This window comes from Nocardiopsis sp. B62 (genome assembly GCF_018070675.1).
GTDB lineage: Bacteria > Actinomycetota > Actinomycetes > Streptosporangiales > Streptosporangiaceae > Nocardiopsis > Nocardiopsis prasina.
In genome coordinates this window covers 38,443-53,260 of record NZ_JAGPXK010000032.1, presented here as the reverse complement: position 1 = coordinate 53,260, position 14,818 = coordinate 38,443, and the positions used below count along the sequence as shown (strand labels likewise).

Sequence of the window (14,818 nt, the reverse complement as noted above, 5' to 3'; positions counted from 1 at the left end):
TGTGGGGTGGGAGAGTAGGTCGCTGCCACGGTTTTTCTTGATAGGGGAGGGGAAGGGCTTGTCCTTTGGGGCGGGTTCTTTCCCTTCTTTTTTGTTGGGGTTGTTTGTGCGTTTGTGAATCGTGTTTTTTGGGTTGGGGCATGAGAGAACCCCCGGGGCCAAGGGCTCCGGGGGTGTGGGCGTTGGTGGTCGCTCCTCAGCCGTGGAGGTCGGCGGCCTCGATCTCCTCGCGGGTGATGCCCAGGATGAAGGCGATCGTGTCCAGGTAGGGGACGTTCACCGACGTGTCCGCCTGCTGGCGGACCACCGGCTTGGCGTTGAAGGCCACGCCCAGTCCCGCGGTCTGGAGCATGTCCAGGTCGTTGGCGCCGTCGCCCACGGCCACGGTCTGCTCAAGCGGGACCCCGGCCTCCTCGGCGAAGCGTTGCAGTGTGGTCGCCTTGCCCTTGCGGTCGATGATGGGGCCGAGCAGTTCACCGGTGAGCTCGCCGTCGACGATTTCCAGTGTGTTGGCGGCCGAGTAGTCCAGGCCGAGCCGCTCCACCAGGACGTCGGTGATCTGGGTGAAGCCACCGCTCACGATGCCGCACTCGTAACCCAGTCGCTTCAGGGTGCGGACCAGGGTGCGGGCGCCCGGGGTCAGCTGGATCTCGTCCCGGACCCGGTCGATGGCGGAGGCGTCCAGGCCCTTCAGGAGGGACACGCGGCGACGGAGCGACTCCTCGAAGTCCAGCTCCCCGCGCATGGCCTCCTCCGTCACCCGGGCCACCTCCTCCTCACAGCCGGCGTGGGCCGCGAGGAGTTCGATGACCTCGCCCTGGATCAGGGTCGAGTCGACGTCCATGACGATGAGGTGCTTGCCGCGGCGGTGCAGCCCGCTGGACTGCACGGCGACGTCCACACCCTGGGTGGCGGACTCCATCGCCAGCTCCGCTCGGAGCTGGTCCGGGTCGCCTCCGGAGATCTCCATCTCCACGGAGGTGACCGGGTAGCCGGAGAGCCGCTCGATCCGGTCGATGTTGGCGCCGGACCGGGCCACGCACGAGGTGATCGCGCCCAGGGCTCCGGGTCGCAGGGGTGCGGCGAGGACGGTGACGTGGAGCCGCTCCGAGGCGAACTCGTTCACCCGGCCGCTCCCACCGCCGTACTCGACCTCCATGTCGAGGTCGATCGCTGTCTTGTCCAGGGCGGAGCGGATCTCCTCGAAGACCCGCTGTCCGCTGACCCCGGGGGCGACCCGTTCGTCGACCTCCAGAACCGAGCCCAGGACCAGTCGACCGCCCAGGACGACCTGCTCGAGGTCGACGATGGTGACGGGAAAGACGGAGAGGGTGCTCAGAAGGCGTGCGCTGATGCCAGGGCGATCGCGCCCGGTCATCGTGACCAACAACGTGGATTCATCACTCATGGCAACACCCACGGTACTCGGCCGTGGGGCGGAAGTGACGGGCAGGGTCCGGGGTTTTCGCAGCTAGTTCACTATGTGGACACCTTGGCGCCTACTTCTCGCGGCGACCCTTGCGCTTCTTCTTGACCTTCTTGGCCTTCACGTCCACCCCGCCCAGCATGCACGTGCCGGTCAGACGCACGACCGGCGCGTTCGGGTCCGTGACCTGGTCCGTTCCGTGGAGGTCGGTGCCGCCCAGAATCGCTGACGTGTTGTTGATCACCCGGACCCCGTGGGGCACCGTGATGTCCACCCCGCCCATGATGACGGCGATCTGGATGGTGACCTCGTGCTGGCTCAGCACCGCCTCGCGAAGGTCCAGTTCCACCCCGCCGCACAGCACTGACACGTTGGTCCGGGGCTCCACCAGCCACCGTCCTCGGCGCTCGCAGCCACCGAAGACCGCCACCAGGTTCTCCGAGCCCTTGCTCTGTCCGGCCAGGTCACGGGCCTCGCTGCCGAGGATCTCCATGCCGCTGTCGGGGTCGCTGCGGTCCAGGGAGGTGAAGCCGGGCTGGGAGAGCCCTCCGGGGCCGGGCAGGTCGGAGATGATCGGGGACAGCTCCCCGATGGTCTTGGCCCTGTACAGGGTGTCCAGCCGCTCCTCGTGCTCGACCGGGCTGAGTCGTCCCTCGGCGAGGGCTTCACGGAGCCGTTCGGCAACCTGGTCCCGGTCCGCGTCCGAGGCTCGGATGTGCTCGGGTTGCATGATGGCGGCTCTCCTCCTCAGTGGGTCGGCCACGAACGGCCTCTCCCTCCAGTATCGGTCTGATCGGTCCCGCCGTGGATCAGGTGAATCCCCTGGCTTCACCCCTAGAAATCCCGACACTCCTCCCAGGGTCCCATCTACGACGGGGACGAGCCATACCCGTGGTCGAGGGCCGCGTGGGCGGCCACCAGGGCGCGGCGGACCGCGGCGTCCAGCTCGCGCAGCGCCTGCGCCCGTGTGTCGGCCTGGTGGGCGTTGAGACCGCGTCCGGACCCGGGTTCGGCCAGTTCCACGATCTTCGCGAGCCGCACGGCCTGCGCCGCGACCCGGTGCGCCCGCGCGGGGTAGCCGTGGGCGAGCAGCGGAGGGCCCGAGTCGCCCAGGGCCCCCTGCGCCGTGGGGGCGAAGCCCGCCACGTCGTCCACGGACTCCATCTGCTGGACCACGCGGAGCAGGGTGAGTTTCAGCTGCCGCTCGGCCTCGGGCAGGTCCGGTACCTGGGGAACGGTGTCGTTCGCCGGATACGGGGCCCACGAGACGCCCACGTAGGATGAACCACGCCGGTCGGCGTAGGGCACCAGCCCCACCTGCCGTTCGGCGAGCCGCATCAGCACCCCCTCCTGTGCCTCGATGGCGGCCTGGTTGAGTTCGGCCGGGCCCACCAGCCCGAACGGGTCACCCCAGGTGGGCAGTGCCAACCGGAACCCGGACAGGCCCAGTCCTCTCAGGCGTATCAGTGCGGTCCGCAGCGGTACGCCGCTGTCGAACGGCAGGTCGCCTGGAGGTACTGTCCCGATCAGGTTGGGGCCGCTCCGGCGCTCGACGGCGTCGACGGCGTCGTCCAGGCCGACGTGTCCGGACAGCCAGGCGTTGCCCCAGGCGACGAGCGGTGCGGACGTCAGATGCATTACTTCAGGGTAGGGCGGCCCGTGCACCGGCGTGGGACGTGACGATAGGAGGATGATGGACGGGCGTGTTCTGGGCCTGAGCGGGGTCACGGTACGACGGGGCGGCGAGCCGCTTCTCGACGGCGTCGACTGGTCGGTGCTGGAGGGTGAGCGCTGGGTGGTGCTCGGCCCGAACGGGGCGGGCAAGACCACCCTGTTGAACGTGGCTTCCAGCCAGCTGCACCCCACTGAGGGCGGGGTGGAGATCCTGGGGGAGCGGCTCGGCGCGGTGGACGTGTTCGAGCTGCGGCCGCTGATCGGTTACGCGGGTGCGTCCGTGTCCGGCCGGATCGAGCCGGGGACCCCGGTCCTGGACCTGGTCGTCAGCGCCGCCTACGGCTATCTGGGCAGGTTCCGTGAGGAGTACGGGACGCCCGACTACGGGCGGGCGCGTGCCCTGCTGGGCCACTGGGGCGTGGCCGATCTCGCGGACCGGGAGTTCCACACGCTGTCCGAGGGTGAGCGAAAGCGGGTGCTGATCGCCCGTGCGCTGATGTCCGACCCGGAGCTGCTGCTCCTGGACGAGCCCGCGGCCGGTCTGGACCTGGGGGGCCGTGAGGACCTGGTGCGTCGGCTGAGCAAGCTGGCGGCCAACGAGATGGCGCCCGCGCTGGTGGTGGTCTCCCACCACGTGGAGGAGATCCCGCCGAGCTTCACGCACGGACTGCTGGTCCGTGACGGACGGGTCGTGGAGGCCGGTCCGTTGGACGAGGTCATGACCGCGGAGAACCTGGGTGAGACGTTCGGTCTCACGTTGAAGGTGGAGCGTGACGGAGACCGTTGGACGGCGAAGGCCGTCTAGTAAATAGGGGGCGTTTATATGCGCGAAATGTATTGTCCGTAAAACCTATTTCCGTCCGGATGTGGTCGGCCCGGAGGGGTATGGGGTAGCGTCAACGTTCAGTGAGCGGATCGCTCTATTTCGGCGCGCTTTGATCATCCCCCGGGGCGAGCCGCGAGGGTGCGGTCCGCTCGCACGCTGCCTGTCACCCCCGTCAGGAGATCCGGAGCTGCCGCAGATGCCGCTGTTGAACACCGTTACCCGGTTCGACGTCGGGAGGGTGGGTTAGCCCATGGCCCCGATCATCATCGTCGTTCTCTTCGTCGCCGTACTTCTGATCATCTTCTGGCGAAGTGTGCGTATCGTGCCGCACTCGATGGAGGATGTCGTCGAGCGCTTCGGTAAGTTCCACCGAACGCTCAGTTCCGGCTTCAACATCGTGATTCCCGGTGTGGACCAGGTCCGTGAACGGATCGACCGCCGTGTCCAGGTGGTCAGTTTCCCGCCGCAGTCCGCCATCACCGAGGACAACCTGGCGGTCGAGGTCGACTCGGCGGTCTACATCCGGGTCGTCGACGCCTACCGCGCCACCTACGAGGTCGCCAACTTCATCCAGGCCGTCGAGCAGCTCACGCTCGCGACCCTGCGCAACGTGATCGGTGGCATGAACCTGGAGGGCACGCTCACCTCCCGGGACCAGATCAACCGCGAGCTGAAGTCCGTCCTGGACGAGGCCACGCGCGACTGGGGCATCGAGATCAGCCGTATCGAGCTGAAGGGCATCGAGCCGCCGTCCTCCGTGCAGGAGGCGATGGAGATGCAGATGCGCGCGGACCGCGAGAAGCGCGCCCAGCTGCTCAGCGCCGAGGGCGAGAAGCAGGCCGCCGTCCTGCGGGCCGAGGGTGAGCGCTCCTCGTCCGTGCTGCGGGCGCAGGGTAGCGCGGAGGCGCAGATGCTCACGGCCAAGGCCGACGCGGACGCGCAGACCCTGCGGGCCCGGGGTGAGGCCGACGCCATCCACATGGTGTTCAAGGCGCTGCACACGAGCCGGGTCGACCCGGACGTCCTCGCCTACCAGTACCTCCAGAAGCTCCCGGAGATCGCCAAGGGCGACGCCAACAAGGTGTGGGTGGTCCCGGCGGAGATGGGCAAGGCGCTCCAGGGCGTCAGCACCGCCTTCGACCGCATCCAGAACGAGGTCGTGAAGCTCCCGAACTGACCGGAGCGACCCGGACCCGTCCGGACACGAGGGGCCCCGCCGACGAACGAACGGCGGGGCCCCTCGTGTGTTCCCGGTCACCTCGCTGGTCAGGCCCCGGTCCGAGGGGCGCCGGACCCGGTCTCGTAGTCTGTTCTGGCCCTCGACGGACGGGGAGCGACGGATCGGGGGACGCCGCGATGGAACTCTGGGAGGCACTGGCCATCCTGCTCGCCGGTGTCGCCGCCGGCGGGATCAACGCCATCGCCGGTTCGGGCACGCTCTTCACCTTCCCGGTGCTGCTCGCGCTCGGCTATCCGCCGATCACCGCGACGGTCTCCAACAGCATCGGCCTGGCCCCCGGAACGCTCAGCGGCACCATCGCCTACCGGCGCGAACTGGCCGGACAGAAGTCCCGGCTGATCCGGTTCGGCACCATGTCCTTCTTCGGGGCGATCACCGGCGCGCTGCTGCTCATCTACCTGCCCTCGGGTGTGTTCGAGTCCGTGGTGCCGTTCATGATCGGCGGCGCGTGCGTGCTGATCATCCTCCAGCCGCGTATCACCAAGTGGGTCCGGGCCCGCAGGCCCGCCTCCAAGAACGGCGGCGTCCTCATGCCGCTGGGCGCCTACGGGGCCGGTACCTACGGCGGATACTTCGCGGCGGCGCAGGGGATCATCCTGGTCAGCCTGCTCGGCGCGACCCTGGACGACGACCTCCAGCGTCTCAACGCCCTGAAGAACGCGCTCGCCACCATCGCCAACAGCACGGCGGCGGTCTTCTACATCGTGCTCGCGTCGCCCGCCTGGCCCGTGGTGGGCCTCATCGCGGTCGGGACGATCGTCGGCGGCTACTTCGGGGCCAACTACGGCCGAAGGCTCAGCCCGACCGCGCTGAGGATGGTCCTGGTGGTCGTCGGCCTGACCGCCGCGCTCCAGCTGCTCCTGGGCCGGGTCTGACCCTTCGGGACCGGAGGTGGGCGGTCGGCTCGGGAGGGTTCGGTCAGCCCCGGAAGTAGCCGCGCCGGTCGGCGTCGTCGATCAGGGCGGTGGCGTAGGCGCCCAGGGCCTCGGAGCCCTCGGAGACCAGCTTCACCTTCTCCAGGACCTGGGCCTTGGTCACGCCGAAGCGCACCCAGGCCCCGCCCTCGTTGTGCCAGTTGGCGAGCATGGGGGCCAGCCGGTCCACGGCGCGGGCGAACCGCGCCTCCGGGGTGAGGCGGGCCTCGAACTCGTCCCACAGCTCGCGGGCGCGGGTGGCCTGGTCCTCGGGGAGCAGGGGGAAGAGGCGGTCGGCGGCGGCGCGTTCGCGCTCGTCCTGCGTCTCGGTGTTGACCTGGTCGAAGAGGAAGGTGTCGCCGGCGTCGATCTCCACGATGTCGTGGATGAGGAGCATCTCGGCGGCGCGGTCGATGTCGGTGCCCTCGGGAGCGTACTCGGCGAAGGTTCGGGCGGACAGGGCCAGGTGCCAGGAGTGCTCGGCGGAGTTCTCCCGCCGGGAGCCGTCCACCAGCAGGTTCTGCCGCAGGACGCGCTTGAGTTTGTCCACTTCGAGGATGAAGCGCAGTTGCGCGTTCAACCGCTCGTTGTCGACCCCGCTGGCAATGACCGGTGCCGGTTCCGTCACGTGGTTCGCCCTCCTGATGGATGAGTCGAAACGGATCAGGTGGGACCGCGGACGCGGTCGCCACTGGATGATCCCATGGAACGTGTACTGACTGTCGCGGTGGCGTCCGGGAGGCGGACGCGGGGGAAGGCCGCGGGGTGGTGCGGGTGAACGTCGTCCGTCCGCGTGGCCGCACGGGCGCGGCGGTGGCCCGGAGCGCTGGCGTTCAGGGGCGCGTGGGTGCCTGGACCTGCCTGGAAGCGGTCAGGTGCAGGTGGAACCACTCGGTGAGCGCGCGGTCGGTGAGGACTCCGGCGGGGGTGAGCGGGCCCGGTTCGAGGCCGGGCTCCGGACCGATCGCGTGCGCGAGGTCGGGGACCACGATGTGACGGAGCGCATGTTCGGAGGTGCGGGCCGTGCCCGAGCGGGCGAGCGCGTCGTGGAGGGCCCGGCCGTGATCGGGAGGGCAGACCTCGTCCAGCCCCCCGTTGACGATGAGGACGGGGACTCCGGTGCGGGAGAGGGCCTCGGCGCGGGCGGTCAGGTCCAGCCAGTCGCGGGCCCGCTGGGCCTGGGGGCTCCACTGGTAGGGGACGCCCGTGCGGCGTTCGCGGGCGTGGACCGGCTGCGCGGGGTCCACGACGGGGTTGATGACCGCGGCCGCGCCCACCGGGAGCCGGTTCCCGGACAGCGCCAGGACGGCTGCGGTGGCTCCGGCGCCCACGCCGACCAGACCCACGGGGGTGTCCGCGACGGGGAAGACCGCTCTCAGCTCGTCGGCGACGCGGGGCAGCTCCGCGGCGGCCTCCTCGACGACGGGACCGAAGAGTTCGAGGAGGTAGTCGTGCTCGCCGCGCCGGTTGATCTCGGCGACCCCGCCCTCGGGCAGGCGGGCGCCGAACTGGGGGAGGCCGAGGTGGACCCGCCATGCCGGGAGGGACGCCATGGGGACGGCTCCGGCCAGGGCGGCCTGGCTGCGCGGCGGCTCGAAGGCGTGGAGGCCGATGACGAGCGGTGCCGGGGCCTCGGTGGCACTGGCCGGGGGCAGCGCGAGGAAGGGGACACCCGCGACGGTGCCGGTGACGGGTGCGGTCGTGGTGTGAGCTGTCGAGTCGGCTACCAAGAACGGTCGCCTCCGTCGGGTTCGGAGAATTGGGACAGGTAGCTGCTGACGAGGCGCTTGGCCTCGTGGACCAGGGCGGGGTCGCCTTCGGGGTTGTCGCGGAAGGCGAGCTTGAGGACGGCGTCGGCGGCCTCGACCGCCACGTGGATGGCGCGGTCGAGGTCGGCGTCGTCGGGGATGCCGGTGACGGAGACGATGATCCTGCGCAGTCGCACGGAGATCACGCGGTTGTTGTCGCTGCCGCCGTTGAGCAGACGCGGGTCGACGATGTCGCCGAAGTGCAGGCTGCGAAAGCCCGGCACGTGGCGGTGCATGTCGATGTACTCGTCGACGATGGCGTCGACGGCGATGGTCCAGTGGGTGAACGAGGCGTCGGCCAGCCGCTCGGTGACGCGGGCGCCGAACTGGTCGAGGAAGCGGAGTCCGAGGGCCTGGGTGATGGCCTTCTTGTCCGGGAAGAACTGGTAGACGGAGCCGATGGCCACCCCGGCGCGTTCGGCGATCCGGGTGGTGGAGAGGTTGTCGTAGCCGACCTCGTCGAGGAGGTCGGCGCAGCAGTCGAGCATGCGCTGGACCCGAACCATGCTGCGTTGTTGGGCGGGGAGCCTGCGCAGGGGCGCCTGCGCGAAGGCGAGTTCGTCGTTGGCGACGCTGGCGGGCCCACGGCCCTCACGCGTCGCGGCCCCGTTGTTCGCACCGGGAGCCCGCCGTGCGCGCGGGGGCGTTGAGCTTCGGGAATTAGTCGTCACGAAGCCTATGATGCCTTTCCGGAATCACCTGGTTCCGGGGAAATTCCAGTTTCGTGCGGAGGAACCTCGTCCGGGGGCGGCCAGCGGCCGTGTGGTCGACGTTGTGCCAGGTGGGGGCGGGTGTCAGGGGTCGGAATCGAAGTTGCCCCATTGGTCTGTTGTGTCGCCCTCTGTCGCTTTGGGTAGTCGCGATGTCGCGTCGTGAATGGCAGGGCCGTGCCCCGCGCGGGCGGTCGTGGCATCGTGGGGCCCGTGCCCGACGCCGCGCACGCATCCCTCCAGGAGGTTCTGGCCATGACCACCGCAGCCCCCGACACCACACCCGAGGAACTCGACTCCGTACTGGAGCGCGCGGCCGCCGCCGCACCGCTCTACGCCGCCCTGCCCGCCACCGAACGCGCCCGCGCGCTGCGGGGGGTGGCCGACGCCCTGGACGCCGCGGCCGACACCCTGGTCCCCGTCGCGATGGCCGAGGCCCACTACCCCGAGGCGCGCTGCCGGGGTGAGCTGGGCCGGACCACCTTCCAGCTCCGCCTGTTCGCGGACGTCCTGGAGGAGGGCGAGTACCTGGAGGCGATGCTCGACCCGGCGGACCCGGACTGGGGCACGCCCCGTCCGGACGTGCGGCGCCTGCTGGTTCCGCTCGGCCCGGTGGTGGTCTTCGGCGCCAGCAACTTCCCGTTCGCCTTCTCCACCGCGGGGGGCGACACCGCCTCCGCGCTGGCCGCCGGCTGCCCGGTGGTGGTCAAGGCCCACCCCGGGCACCCGGAGCTGGCCCGACTCACCACGGAGCTGGTCGTGGCCGCCCTGGCCGACGCCGGGGTTCCGGAGGGGGTCTTCGCCCTGGTGAACGGCTTCGAGGCGGGCAGGCGCGCGGTCACCCACCCGCTCACGCGGGCGGTGGGCTTCACCGGTTCCATCCCCGGTGGACGAGCCCTGTACGACCTCGCCGTCTCGCGTCCGGAACCCATCCCGTTCTACGGGGAGCTCGGCAGCGTCAACCCGGTCTTCGTGACCCGCGCGGCGATGGCCGCCCGTGGGGAGGAGATCCTGGACGGCTACGCGGGTTCGGCCACGATGGGCTCGGGCCAGTTCTGCACCAAGCCCGGAGTGGTGTTCGTCCCCGAGGGCGCCAAGCTGGACTCGCTGGTCGCCGACTTCGAGGGCCGCGCCGCCGCGCCGCTGCTCAACGACCGGGTGGCCGAGGGCTTCGCCCGCGGAGTGGACGCCCTCTCCGCGCACCCGGCCACGGAGGTGCTGGTCCGGGGACGTGAGGGCGCCGAGGGGTGGTCTCCCACCCTGCTGCGCACGGAGCTGGACTCCCTGCTGGAGCACACCGAGGACCTGCTGACCGAGTGCTTCGGGCCCGCCACCCTCGTGGTCACCTATCCCGACGAACGCCGTCTCCTGGAGGTGGGCGGAGCCCTGCACGGTCAGCTCACCGTCACCGTCCACGGGGAGGAGGACGACGCCGTGGCCCCGGCGCTCCTGGCCCTGGGCGCCTCCGTCGCGGGGCGGGTGATCTGGAACGGCTGGCCGACCGGGGTGGCGGTCACCCACGCCATGACCCACGGCGGCCCCTACCCGGCCACGACCGCGCCCGCGCACACCTCGGTGGGCAGCACCGCGATCCGCCGGTTCCTTCGGCCGGTCACCTACCAGTCCGTTCCACAGCCGCTGCTGCCGCCGGAGCTGCGGGACGGCAATCCGTTGTCCGTTCCCCGGAGGGTGAACGGCGGGTTGCCGTCGGAGTGAGCTCCCGCCGTCGCCGGTGGGACGGCCGGTGCCCGCGGGCGCCGCGCCGTCCCGGGGCTCAGGAGTGGGTCGCCTCGTAGGTGCGGCGGAAGGCCGCGACCCGGTCGTGCCGCGCCATGGCGCGGCGGTAGACGGGGACCACCAGCAGCACCAGCACGATGGCGGGTGTGAGCTGGACCAGCGTCCGGGGCTCGAAGCCCGGTCCGATGATCTCCGCGAGGGGCCGGACCGTCACGAGGGTCAGGAACACCACCAACGGGACGAGGTGGTGGCGGGGGTCGCTCCCGTACCCCGTGTGGGTGGACATCTGGTGGGCCAGGCGGTTGGTCCCGTGGTCCGGGCCGAGTTCGCCGCTCTCCGCCTGGAGCCGGGCGGTGGCGTAGCGGACCGGGTCGGTCTCGGCCACCTTCGGAAGACTCCGGGCGTAGAGGGCGAGGAGGCCGGCGACCACCAGGGCGGCCACGAGCATGGCGACCGTGACCCCGGCCAGCAGCCAGCCGGGAGCGCCGGTCGGGTCGGTCAGTGCCGGAGCGGCGGAGACCAGGGCCAGGAGCGCGACCATCGCCCCCGCGACGAGTCCGCCGCCGAGCGCGAAGCCGACCGGACGGTTCCGGGCGTGGACGCGGACACGGGCGCCGAGGACCTGGGTGCCGGTGGGTCGGGGCAGTGCGGCGTCGGGCGCGGTCATCGTCTGCTCCTTTGCGGACTGTGAGGTGAGGTTCCAGAACCTACGCGGGTAGGAGGGGGTGCCACCATGCTCTTTGGTCAGCGTTCGAGAGCGGAGTTCCCCAACTTTCGTCAGGTTGCCCGTCCCCGGTGGCGACCGGGCGGGCCGTGCTCCTAGGTTGGCGCCATGGACCAGAACCCCACGTCAGACCTTCGTCCGCTCGTCCGTGACCTGCCCAAGGTCGAGCTGCACGTCCACCTGGAGGGCTCGATGCCCGCCGAGACCCTCTTCGAGCTGGCCACCAGGCACCGGGTGGCGGACCTCCCCGGCACGCTGGATGAGCTGCGGGAGTGGTACGTCTTCACCGACTTCCCGCACTTCGTCGAGGTCTACCTCGCCTCGGTGCGCACCCTGCTGGACGAGGCCGACTTCGCCCTGCTGGCGTCGGTGGCCGCCGAGCGGCTGGCCGCGCAGAACGTGCGCTACGCGGAGGTGCACGTGAGCCTGTACGCCCACCTCATGCGCGGTGTCCCGGCGAAGGTGGTCTTCGACGGGATCGAGCACGCGCGTGTGCGGGCCGAGCGCGAGCACGGCATCCAGCTGCGGTGGATTCCCGACTTCCCGGCGGACTTCGGGGTGGAGTCGGCCGAACGCACCCTGGACGCGGTGCTCAGGGAGGGGCCGCCCAGCGTGGTGGGGTTCGGGGTCGGCGGGGTGGAGTCCCCGCTCGCTCCGTACGCCGAGGTGTTCGCACGGGCCCGCGCGGCCGGGCTGGCCAGCCTCCCGCACGCCGGTGAGCAGGCCGGGCCGGAGCGGGTCCGGGAGGCCCTGGACCTGCTGGGCGCCGAGCGGATCGGGCACGGCATCGACTCGATGAAGGACCCGGCGCTGGTGGAGCGGCTGGTGGACGCGCAGATCCCGGTGGACGTGAGCCCGACCTCCAACATCCGCACGCGCGTGGTGGAGCGGATCGAGGAGCACCCGCTGCCCGCCATGCTCGACGCGGGTCTGCTGGTCACCCTCAACAGCGACGACCCCACCCTGTTCGGCAGCGACCTGAGCGGGGAGTACGGGATCGCGCACGACCTGGTGGGCGCCCAGGGGCTGGTGCGCCTGGCCCGCAACGGCGTCCACGCCTCCTACCTGGGCGCGGCCCGCAGGCACGCGTTGCTGGCGGAGATCGACGCCGTCGCCGAACGGCACGGAGCGGCCTGAGGGCCCGGGGCCGGGGACCCGGGAACCCCGGGCCCCGGACACGGGTTCAGCGGGCGGGCCCGTAGGTCAGGTGGCGCAGCACCGTCTCGGCCGGGCCCCGCTGACCACGGCGGCGCATGAGGTCGGCGAGGACCACGGTGGTCGCCCACACGGCCACGGCCACGCCGACGCCGATGGCCGGGGACGTGAGCTGCACGTGGAGCGTGTAGGAGGAGAAGAGCACCGCCCACACCACGGACTGCGCCAGGTAGAAGGTCATGGAGCGCTGGCCGAGGGCGGACAGCGCGACGGTCACCCGCCCCCGGGAGTGGTTCGTGCGGACGGCCACCAGGGCGATGAGCGCGGCGTAGCCCATGCCTCCCAGGTACCCCGTCACCTGGTGCAGGGGCGCGACGAACAGCATGTCCAGCGCGGTGGGGTCGGTCCACACACCCGCCTTCGTCAGGGCGAAGGGGACCGCACCCAGCACCGCGACGGGGACGCCGACCAGCGCGGTCGTGCGCAGCAGGCGAAGGTGCTCGTGCGGCTTCTCCAGGACACGGTGCCGGGCGGCGAGCACGCCGATGAGGAAGGGCACGACGGTGCTCAGGAACATCATCACGATGAGGACCGGGTAGACGGTCACCCGGAAGAGGAACTCGTTCACGAGGCCGTCGGGCATCAGGGGGAAGCCCAGGCCGGACACGGCCCCCTCGGCGGCGACCAGGGCGTGGGCGGTCGCGGCCAGGGGCAGCCAGGCCAGGGCCATGATCACCAGGGTGCGGTCGCGGAACCGCAGCACACCGACCAGGAGCAGGGACACGGCGCCGTAGACGGCCAGGATGTCTCCGGGGAAGAGCAGCACGCCGTGGGCGAGGCCGAGCACGACGAGCCAGAAGCCGCGTCGGCGCAGGAGGGCCCGGGTCCAGCGCCACTCGCGTCCCTGTTCGGTGCGGCGGCGGTGGATCTGCGCGAGACCGTAGCCGAACAGCGCCGCGAACATCGGGTAGGCGCGCAGGTCCACGAACATCACCGTGCCCGCGGTGGCGATCCGGTCCAGGACGCTCGGGGTGGTCTCGGTGCCGCCGATGAACACGGTGAACAGGTGCGTGTGGGCGAGCGCGATGACCAGGAGCATGATCCCGCGTGCGAGGTCGGGGGCGAGTGAGCGGCGGTCCGGTGCGAGGGGACGGTTGGCGGTGTCCGGCACACCGTGTGTGGACACGGGCGTCTGGGTCATGGTGGTCTCCGGGGGCCGTGGTGGTGGATGCGGCGCACGGGTGAACGCTGTACGCGCTCGGGCCCGACGCATGTGAACCGCCGGGTAGTGCACCTTGTGCGTACACTATAAACACGAAAGTGCCCCAGAGGAAACCCGCTTTCTGCTGGAACATATGCGTGAATGCACTAGTGCACCAGGGGTCGGTGCGGAGGTGTCGGCCGAAGGTGCCGTGTGCGCTGCGGTGCCCTGGGGGGCAAGTGCACTAGTACACTGTCGAGCATGGTGACGTGGCTCTGAAAGAGGACAGCATGGACGCTGAGGACGGGCTCTCGCCCTACGAGCGGATCGTCGCCGACATCCGCGCCGACATCGACTCGGGGGAGCTCCCGCCGGGTTGCCGGGTTCCCTCCACCCGGGAGATCACCCGGCGGTGGGGCGTGGCCATGGCCACCGCCACCAAGGCGCTCTCGGTCCTGCGCAGGGAGGGGCGGGTGGAGGCCCTACGGGGAGTCGGGACCGTCGTCAGTCGCGCCCCCGCTCTGGGAGAGGCCGCGCCCGGGACGGAGAACGGACCAGCGACCGATCCGTCGTCCGACCGCGAACCCGAGCCCCGTGCCGACCGCGAACCCGAACACCCGGCCGGACCACGGGTGGCGCGGGAGCGCGGCACGCGGGAACCACGGGAGCGTCCGCGATCCACCCCGAGAGTGGAACGCGGCTCCCACCCCGAGTCGGGTCTGACCCGCGAGGGCATCGTCCTGGCCGCGATCGCCGTCGCCGACGCCGAGGGCCTCGAGGGCCTGTCCATGCGCCGGGTCTCGGTCGAACTCGGGGTGAGCACCATGGCCCTGTACCGGCACGTCGCGAGCAAGGGCGAACTGCTCACCGAGATCGTCGACCACCTCTTCACGGTCCACGCCCTGGCCGAGCCCCCGCCCTCCGAGTGGCGGGAGGCCTTCGAGGTCGCCCTGGTGCGTGAGTGGGAGATCTACCGCAGGCACCCCTGGGCCGCCCGGCTGACGGTGATGGCGGGCGGGGTCGTCACCCCGGCGCTCCTGAGGAACGGTGAGTGGATGATGCGGGTGATCGTCGCCCAGGGCCGCACCCCCGACGAGGCCCTCGAGATCCTCACCATCGTGTCCGCCTACACCTCCGGTATGGCGCTCCAGGCCACGCGGGTGGCGTTGGAGGAGCACGAACACGACATGGACGCCGAGCACTGGTGGCGCTCCCGATTCCCGTTGTTCCAGCGGTTCGCCGCCGAGGGCAGATTCCCCACCATGCTGAGCGTCTCCGGCCCGCCCGACGTCAACGGCATGTTCGCGTCCGGCTTGCGGCGTCTGCTGGACGGGCTCACGCCCTGGATGGAGGGCACCGGCGCCCCCTGAACCGCCCGACGTCCCTGCGCAGGCACCGACACG

At 70.9% G+C, this 14,818-nt stretch carries 14 protein-coding genes; 6 read left to right on the top strand and 8 right to left on the bottom strand.

All coding sequences use genetic code 11. The annotated features are described in order from the left end of the window. Window positions 1-196: 196 nt before the first annotated feature. The 3 genes from serB to KBX21_RS23575 form a co-directional block, all read right to left on the bottom strand. A complete protein-coding gene (gene serB, locus KBX21_RS23585; protein WP_049577116.1) occupies window positions 197-1,408 on the bottom strand; it encodes a phosphoserine phosphatase SerB in 1,212 nt (403 codons plus the stop codon). A gap of 91 nt (window positions 1,409-1,499) precedes the next feature. After that, window positions 1,500-2,156: a DUF1707 domain-containing protein gene (locus KBX21_RS23580; protein WP_049577119.1), complete on the bottom strand. Its 657-nt coding sequence runs from the start codon at window positions 2,154-2,156 to the stop codon at window positions 1,500-1,502. Between the two features lie 137 nt (window positions 2,157-2,293). Beyond that, the gene (locus tag KBX21_RS23575) at window positions 2,294-3,064 is read right to left on the bottom strand and encodes a hypothetical protein (protein WP_210843769.1); all 771 of its coding nucleotides are present in this window, start codon (window positions 3,062-3,064) and stop codon (window positions 2,294-2,296) included. Between the two features lie 55 nt (window positions 3,065-3,119). Here KBX21_RS23575 and KBX21_RS23570 point away from each other — a divergent pair, with 55 nt between their 5' ends. The 3 genes from KBX21_RS23570 (at window position 3,120) to KBX21_RS23560 (ending at window position 6,041) form a co-directional block, all read left to right on the top strand. Beyond that, window positions 3,120-3,905 carry an ABC transporter ATP-binding protein gene (locus KBX21_RS23570; RefSeq protein WP_049577126.1) on the top strand — a complete coding sequence of 262 codons (786 nt, stop codon included), beginning with the start codon at window positions 3,120-3,122 and terminating at the stop codon, window positions 3,903-3,905. Window positions 3,906-4,176: 271 nt separating this feature from the next. Then, window positions 4,177-5,103: an SPFH domain-containing protein gene (locus tag KBX21_RS23565; protein WP_017545652.1), complete on the top strand. Its 927-nt coding sequence runs from the start codon at window positions 4,177-4,179 to the stop codon at window positions 5,101-5,103. Window positions 5,104-5,282: 179 nt separating this feature from the next. After that, a complete protein-coding gene (locus KBX21_RS23560; RefSeq protein ID WP_049577134.1) occupies window positions 5,283-6,041 on the top strand; it encodes a sulfite exporter TauE/SafE family protein in 759 nt (252 codons plus the stop codon). Window positions 6,042-6,084: 43 nt separating this feature from the next. Here KBX21_RS23560 and KBX21_RS23555 read toward each other — a convergent pair whose 3' ends face one another. The 3 genes from KBX21_RS23555 to KBX21_RS23545 all read right to left on the bottom strand — a co-directional run bounded on the left by KBX21_RS23555 (window position 6,085) and on the right by KBX21_RS23545 (window position 8,394). Further along, a complete protein-coding gene (locus KBX21_RS23555; RefSeq protein ID WP_049577139.1) occupies window positions 6,085-6,708 on the bottom strand; it encodes an HD family hydrolase in 624 nt (207 codons plus the stop codon). Window positions 6,709-6,913: 205 nt separating this feature from the next. Further along, the gene (locus KBX21_RS23550; RefSeq protein WP_049577143.1) at window positions 6,914-7,810 is read right to left on the bottom strand and encodes a S9 family peptidase; all 897 of its coding nucleotides are present in this window, start codon (window positions 7,808-7,810) and stop codon (window positions 6,914-6,916) included. After that, window positions 7,804-8,394 carry a TetR/AcrR family transcriptional regulator gene (locus tag KBX21_RS23545; RefSeq protein ID WP_049577146.1) on the bottom strand — a complete coding sequence of 197 codons (591 nt, stop codon included), beginning with the start codon at window positions 8,392-8,394 and terminating at the stop codon, window positions 7,804-7,806. Before KBX21_RS23545 ends, KBX21_RS23550 begins: the two co-directional genes overlap by 7 nt. Window positions 8,395-8,853: 459 nt before the next feature. On the opposite strand from KBX21_RS23545, the gene KBX21_RS23540 reads away from it, so the two are divergent. Continuing rightward, window positions 8,854-10,314 carry an aldehyde dehydrogenase (NADP(+)) gene (locus KBX21_RS23540; protein ID WP_210843767.1) on the top strand — a complete coding sequence of 487 codons (1,461 nt, stop codon included), beginning with the start codon at window positions 8,854-8,856 and terminating at the stop codon, window positions 10,312-10,314. Window positions 10,315-10,372: 58 nt separating this feature from the next. On the opposite strand, the gene KBX21_RS23535 is transcribed toward KBX21_RS23540, so the two are convergent. Beyond that, window positions 10,373-11,002, bottom strand: a complete 630-nt coding sequence (locus KBX21_RS23535) for a hypothetical protein (protein WP_210843766.1) — start codon at window positions 11,000-11,002, stop codon at window positions 10,373-10,375. Between the two features lie 165 nt (window positions 11,003-11,167). Between KBX21_RS23535 and add the strand changes: the two genes are divergently transcribed. Continuing rightward, a complete protein-coding gene (gene add, locus KBX21_RS23530) occupies window positions 11,168-12,196 on the top strand; it encodes an adenosine deaminase (RefSeq protein WP_049577157.1) in 1,029 nt (342 codons plus the stop codon). A gap of 46 nt (window positions 12,197-12,242) precedes the next feature. Here add and KBX21_RS23525 read toward each other — a convergent pair whose 3' ends face one another. Beyond that, window positions 12,243-13,415: a DUF418 domain-containing protein gene (locus KBX21_RS23525; protein WP_210843765.1), complete on the bottom strand. Its 1,173-nt coding sequence runs from the start codon at window positions 13,413-13,415 to the stop codon at window positions 12,243-12,245. Between the two features lie 290 nt (window positions 13,416-13,705). On the opposite strand from KBX21_RS23525, the gene KBX21_RS23520 reads away from it, so the two are divergent. Continuing rightward, window positions 13,706-14,785: a GntR family transcriptional regulator gene (locus KBX21_RS23520; RefSeq protein WP_210843778.1), complete on the top strand. Its 1,080-nt coding sequence runs from the start codon at window positions 13,706-13,708 to the stop codon at window positions 14,783-14,785. Window positions 14,786-14,818 lie beyond the last annotated feature (33 nt).